General features: G+C 37.1%; 4 protein-coding genes and 2 pseudogenes. 3 read left to right on the top strand and 3 right to left on the bottom strand.

The window, feature by feature from the left end; genetic code table 11:
• Positions 1–300 precede the first annotated feature (300 nt).
• The gene (locus NBH16_RS22990) at positions 301–819 is read left to right on the top strand and encodes a cupin domain-containing protein (protein WP_250789124.1); all 519 of its coding nucleotides are present in this window, start codon (positions 301–303) and stop codon (positions 817–819) included.
• A gap of 202 nt (positions 820–1,021) precedes the next feature.
• On the opposite strand, the gene NBH16_RS22985 is transcribed toward NBH16_RS22990, so the two are convergent.
• Positions 1,022–1,195 carry a hypothetical protein gene (locus NBH16_RS22985; RefSeq protein WP_005856636.1) on the bottom strand — a complete coding sequence of 58 codons (174 nt, stop codon included), beginning with the start codon at positions 1,193–1,195 and terminating at the stop codon, positions 1,022–1,024.
• A 215-nt stretch (positions 1,196–1,410) separates the two neighbouring features.
• On the opposite strand from NBH16_RS22985, the gene NBH16_RS22980 reads away from it, so the two are divergent.
• Positions 1,411–2,619, top strand: coding sequence for a hexokinase family protein (locus NBH16_RS22980; RefSeq protein ID WP_005862069.1), 1,209 nt, complete (start codon positions 1,411–1,413; stop codon positions 2,617–2,619).
• Between the two features lie 223 nt (positions 2,620–2,842).
• Here the strand turns inward: NBH16_RS22980 and NBH16_RS23515 are convergent.
• A pseudogene (locus tag NBH16_RS23515) lies at positions 2,843–3,126 on the bottom strand (response regulator transcription factor); the annotation flags it as partial.
• Between the two features lie 117 nt (positions 3,127–3,243).
• Here NBH16_RS23515 and NBH16_RS22970 point away from each other — a divergent pair.
• A complete protein-coding gene (locus NBH16_RS22970) occupies positions 3,244–4,440 on the top strand; it encodes an aminotransferase-like domain-containing protein (protein ID WP_022192110.1) in 1,197 nt (398 codons plus the stop codon).
• Here NBH16_RS22970 and NBH16_RS22965 read toward each other — a convergent pair.
• Positions 4,428–5,525, bottom strand: a pseudogene (locus NBH16_RS22965) (aminotransferase-like domain-containing protein); the annotation flags it as partial. The gene NBH16_RS22970 and the pseudogene NBH16_RS22965 sit on opposite strands and share 13 nt — an antisense overlap.
• Positions 5,526–5,646: the final 121 nt, after the last annotated feature.

The raw sequence follows: 5,646 nt of genomic DNA, 5'->3' as shown, positions 1-5,646 counted from the left end.
GTGGGGTAAGGGGATATTGTAGGCAGAAGTGGGTGCTTCAAGTTCAAATTATCTGCAAATTCAGTAATGAGAGGACGTGTAAACGCAATAAGGACGTTCAAGGGCTTAGTTGCGGATTTGAGGAAATACATAATCCCAACAGACTAACAATTGTCCAATCTCGCCAATTTGAGATTTTCCCTATATTTGTTTAAAAGCCATCAACTTCAAGATTCTATAGATTGTAAAATCAGTAATTCTGTTACACTTATCAGTAATTGGTATACAAAAGTAATGGAATATCTTAAATAATTTTGTGATATGGATAAAATCAAGAAAACAAATATGAATATAAAAAAAATAACCATTGCCATGTTGATCACATTAATCTCCATTGGCAATATAAACGCACAAGAAATGAAAACTGAAATTCCAAAAATTAGTGAATTCCCTACAGGAAATGAAAACACCGGGTTTGAACAATATTTCTCGGGGAAGTCTTGGCTAGCGCCATTAACAAGCAATAAGGATTTAAACGTACCAATGTTTAACGTAACGTTTGAACCTAACTGCCGAAACAACTGGCACACGCATACAGGAGGGCAGATACTCATCGCCGTAGGTGGTGTGGGTTATTATCAAGAACGAGGTAAAAGCGCCCGTCGTTTACTACCCGGGGATGTTGTCGAAATCGCACCAAACATAGAGCATTGGCACGGCGCCTCACCGGACAGTTGGTTTTCGCATATCGCCGTAGAATGTAATCCCCAAACCAATAAAAACACTTGGCTTGAGCCGGTAAGTGATGAGGAATATGGGAAGGTCGTAAATGATAAGTAGTAGATTTTCCTTATCGTTTACACAAACCGAGCCTAAAAGACACTCCGGTTTCCCCTAGAAGAAACTGCAGTTTCTATCCTAGCGGGAAACTGTAGTTTCCTAAGAAAGAAATACAAAGAAACTGTAATATGCTAGTAAACAGAATATTGAATAATATATTCTCATCCTATGCCCTGTATATAAGACATTTTTCTCACAAAATTCAATCCGTACAATTAATATCATTAACAGATTCATTCTCATACGCAGACTTTTGTGATTTTATAAATATATCACGGTACTCATCAAGTAAGTTAATGTCCTGCAAATCATTAACGCCTAAAATCTCACGGATTAAATCCGCCTTGCCTGCTTCTATCTCCACTTTCGGTATCATATATCTTAATTTAGATTAATAAATAAAATCATCTGTTTGGTGTTTTAAACAGACATCGTCACCCTTTTGTTTATACAAAATTTAAATTTAACACAACAAATTTTACAGTATCCGAAATTTATCCCCTTAACTTAATCAACCAATAAGGATAGTCAAATCCCTTTCTAAATTGTTATTCACTAACAAGGATATTTCAAAATCAAAAAATCAATCTTATGGAGAAAAATATTTTCTGGTTAGAAAATGACCAACTCAAAGAGATAGCCAGTTCATTTCGGGAAAAGGTTGAAGAGGGATTAAAACATGAAAATGCGGAGATACAATGCATACCGACTTTTATCTCTCCCAAAACCTCTGATATTAATGGAAAAGCATTGGTTCTCGATTTAGGAGGAACCAACTATAGAGTAGCGACCGTCGATCTTGGACAAGGATCACCAACCATCCATCCCAACAACGGGTGGAAAAAAGACATGTCGATCATGAAATCACCGGGATATACTCGTGAGGAGCTATTTAAAGAATTAGCCGATATGATTGTCGGGATAAAACGGGATGAGGAAATGCCAATCGGCTATTGTTTTTCTTATCCAGCAGAATCCGTACTCAGTGGAGACGCCAAATTGTTACGTTGGACAAAAGGAGTCGACATTAAAGAAATGGTAGGGCAATTAGTAGGTAAACCACTTCTCGACTACCTAAACGAACATTGTAAAATCAAATTTACAGGTATTAAAGTATTAAACGATACTATCGCCAGCTTGTTTGCCGGCCTAACCGACAATAGCTATGACGCCTATATCGGTCTGATCGTAGGAACAGGCACCAACATGGCCACTTTCATTCCGGCAGATAAAATAAAGAAATTAGATCCGAGCTATAATATACAAGGCTTAGTCCCTGTCAACCTAGAGTCGGGCAACTTCCATCCTCCATTCCTCACGACAGTCGATGATACGGTTGACGCCATTTCAGGCAGCCTTGGAAAACAGCGGTTTGAGAAAGCGGTTTCGGGTATGTATCTAGGCGATATATTGAAAGCAACTTTCCCTTTGGATGAGTTTGAGAATAAATTCGATGCCCAAAAATTGACCGCTATCATGAACTATCCGGATATTCACAAGGACGTATATGTAGATGTAGCTCATTGGATCTACAACAGATCAGCACAATTAGTCGCCGCATCGCTACTGGGCCTTATTCAGTTACTGAGATCATATAATAAAGATATACAAAAAATCTGTCTAGTAGCCGAAGGCAGTCTATTTTGGAGCGAGAATAGAAAAGATAAAAACTATAACATTCTTGTTCTGGAGAAATTACAAGAACTCCTTAATGAATCCGCATTAGCGGATGTCGAAATCCATATCAACAATATGAATAACGCAAACTTGATAGGAACAGGTATAGCGGCGCTCTCTTGAAATCAATATGAATGAAGTGAATCTTGAACTATAAAATTACGTTTTTCAAAATAAATAGAAAGTGCGGGTATTCTTTACATACGATACCCGCACTACTTTTTCCGCAGAAAAATGATTGTATAATTCACTCATAGCGCATCGCACAAATGGATTCAGCCCCAGAGGATGAAATATAACCGCAATCATATCAATATTAGCTAGTGGTTTGGATTGGATATCGTAATCAATAGAGAATACCGAAATTTTCCGCCTTATTGATAGCTTCGATCGCATTATCTACATTTAGCTTTGCCAATATATTCTTTCGGTGATTATTTACCGTATAAATACTAAGATTTAGCTTATAAGCGATCTCTTTGCTCAGAAAACCTTGCCGAATTAATATTAGTATTTCTTTCTCACGCTTGGTTAATTGAGGTTCGGCTAGAATAACTTCGACGCAAGTATCAGTCCTGTCTTTCTATTGATAACTGTCCGTTTGATTCTTTCGGTAGGCGATACAATCGGGATAATACTTGGTTCCGAAAATCTGTACCCGCTGATATTGTGCAAATTGTATCTGTTCTCATTTATCTATTATGCTTTACTTTGCATTATTTTAGTTTTCAAATATATTTAATGATTATGAAGTTGAAATTTGCCAAGAGAATGTCTTATATAAAGGCTTCGGAAATAAGAGAAATACTCAAAGTTACAGAACGGGAAGATGTTATTTCATTTGCTGGTGGACTACCTGCCCCTGAGCTATTCCCCATAGATGAAATTAACAAAATGAATCAGGTCGTTTTGCAAGAAGCAGGAGCAAAAGCTCTTCAATATACGACTACTGAAGGGTATTATCCTTTACGTGAATGGATTGCCAAACGAATGAATGAACGCTTAGGGACATCGTTTGATAAGGATAATATTCTTATAACTCACGGTTCGCAACAAGGATTAGATTTATCCGGAAAAGTATTTCTGGACGATGGTGATATCGTATTGTGTGAAAGCCCCACCTATTTAGCAGCAATTAGCGCATTCAAATCATATGGGAGTAGCTTCATTGAAATTCCAACAGATGAAGAAGGCATGGATATGGCTACTTTGGAAGAGGTACTGAATAATACTCAAAATATAAAACTAATATATGTAATACCAACCTTTCAAAATCCCACTGGAAAAACATGGAGTTTGGAAAGACGAAAAAAACTGGCTGAACTATCTGCTTTATATGATATTCCTGTTATTGAAGATAACCCTTATGGAGAATTAAGGTTTGAAGGAGAGTCTTTACCCTCTATAAAGTCTTTTGATAAGGTAGGTAATATCTTATGTACTGGTAGTTTTTCTAAAATCTTTTGTCCGGGCTTTCGGATTGGGTGGATTGCAGGTGATAAAGATATTATCCGCAAGTATGTGTTAGTTAAGCAGGGCACTGATTTGCAGTGTAACACAATAGCTCAAATGACTATTGCCGAATATCTAAAACGATATGATATTGATGAGCATATTAGCAAAATAGTAGAAGTCTACAGAAAACGCAGAGATATAGCTTTAGAATGTATTGAACGCTATTTTCCTAATGACATAAAATATACTCATCCTCAAGGCGGGTTATTTACTTGGATTGAATTACCCGAAAATATTTCAGCGCATGACATCCTGCAAAAATGCATTGAACAGAAAATAGCCTTTGTACCCGGCAGTTCATTTTATCCTGTTGAGCACAAAGAAAATACTTTTAGAATAAATTACTCTAATATGCCAGAAGATAGAATCATGAAAGGACTTCAAGTAATAGGGGAAGTACTAAAGGAATACATACATCAGTTAAAGTGATTTTTAATTATATCCCCCAATTGTTTTAAACGTTCTTCAAGAAGTGGAGTCCATCGTTGTCCATAGCTTAAACGCATACAATTGGTATATTGCTCTTGTAATGTAAACATACGTCCGGGGGCTATGCTTATTTTTCGCTGCATAGCCCGATAATAAAGTTCTGTTGTATCAATCTGTTTGTCTAATTCCACCCAAAGCATAAATCCTCCTTGTGGAGTAACAATTTTTGTATTCTCGGGGAAGTAATCCATGATGGAATGGGCAAAATGAATACTGTTTGCGTATAATTCTTGTCGCAGTTTACGTAAATGGTTTTCGTATCTGTCATTCTCCATGAAATTGGCAACCGCTTCTTGATTAAGCGCAGGCGTAGAAATAAGGTGAATATTCTTTTGGCGAATAATAGCATGTTTAAATTTGCCGGGAGCAATCCATCCTACCCGATACCCCGGCGCTAATGTTTTAGATACCGCACCACACCATAAAACAAGCCCCTTCTTGTCAAAAGCCTTGCAGGGCTTAGGACGTGAATTTCCAAAAAATAAATCACCATATAAATCATCCTCGATCAAAGGTATATCATATCCGGCCAGCATATCAACAACTACCCTTTTATGTTCATCAGGCATACAACTTCCCAATGGGTTATTAAAGTTGCTTATAAGCAGGCAAGCTTTAATTTGTGGTAAAACTTTTTTCAGCGCATCTGGATCAATCCCTGTTACTGGATTGGTAGGTAATTCCAATATACGTAACCCCATACTATTGGCTAATTGTAACATTCCAAAATAGACCGGACTTTCAACCGCAATAGTATCTCCTACCTTAGTAATTACAGATAAAGCTAAAGCAACCGCATTAGTAACTCCAGCAGTTGTCACTATATCATCTTCTGTCAAGTTTCCCTTCCAACTATACGTAAAACGAGCTATAGATTTACGTAATCGCATATTTCCCTGTGTTTCATCATACCGGGTTCCATTACCCGGAAGTGCCTGCATAGCTCTTATAAGTTCTTTATTAAGTTTTGCAATTGGTAATAAAATATCTTCGGGCATTCCTAATGAAAATCGAGTGATCGATTTAGGCTCACCCGATAAATCAGGGGGAAAATTCTTTAATTCTATAGAAAATTTGCACCTTTGTACCATGAACAATCAAGGACTATTAGCATTGGCACAGTTGATTCTGCCATCAGAGATACTT

The sequence above is a fragment of the Parabacteroides sp. Y3-G-102 genome (assembly GCF_023656845.1).
GTDB lineage: Bacteria > Bacteroidota > Bacteroidia > Bacteroidales > Tannerellaceae > Parabacteroides > Parabacteroides distasonis.
The sequence above is the reverse complement of the archived record's forward strand: the minus strand, read 5'-3'. Positions and strand labels throughout refer to the sequence as shown.

Bases quoted from the DNA above. Each gene is read 5' to 3' on its own strand.
- NBH16_RS22990 (WP_250789124.1), top strand. From the start codon at position 301: ATGGATAAAATCAAGAAAACAAATATGAATATAAAAAAAATAACCATT.
- NBH16_RS22970 (WP_022192110.1), top strand. From the start codon at position 3,244: ATGAAGTTGAAATTTGCCAAGAGAATGTCTTATATAAAGGCTTCGGAA.
- NBH16_RS22985 (WP_005856636.1), bottom strand. From the start codon at position 1,195: ATGATACCGAAAGTGGAGATAGAAGCAGGCAAGGCGGATTTAATCCGT.
- NBH16_RS22980 (WP_005862069.1), top strand. From the start codon at position 1,411: ATGGAGAAAAATATTTTCTGGTTAGAAAATGACCAACTCAAAGAGATA.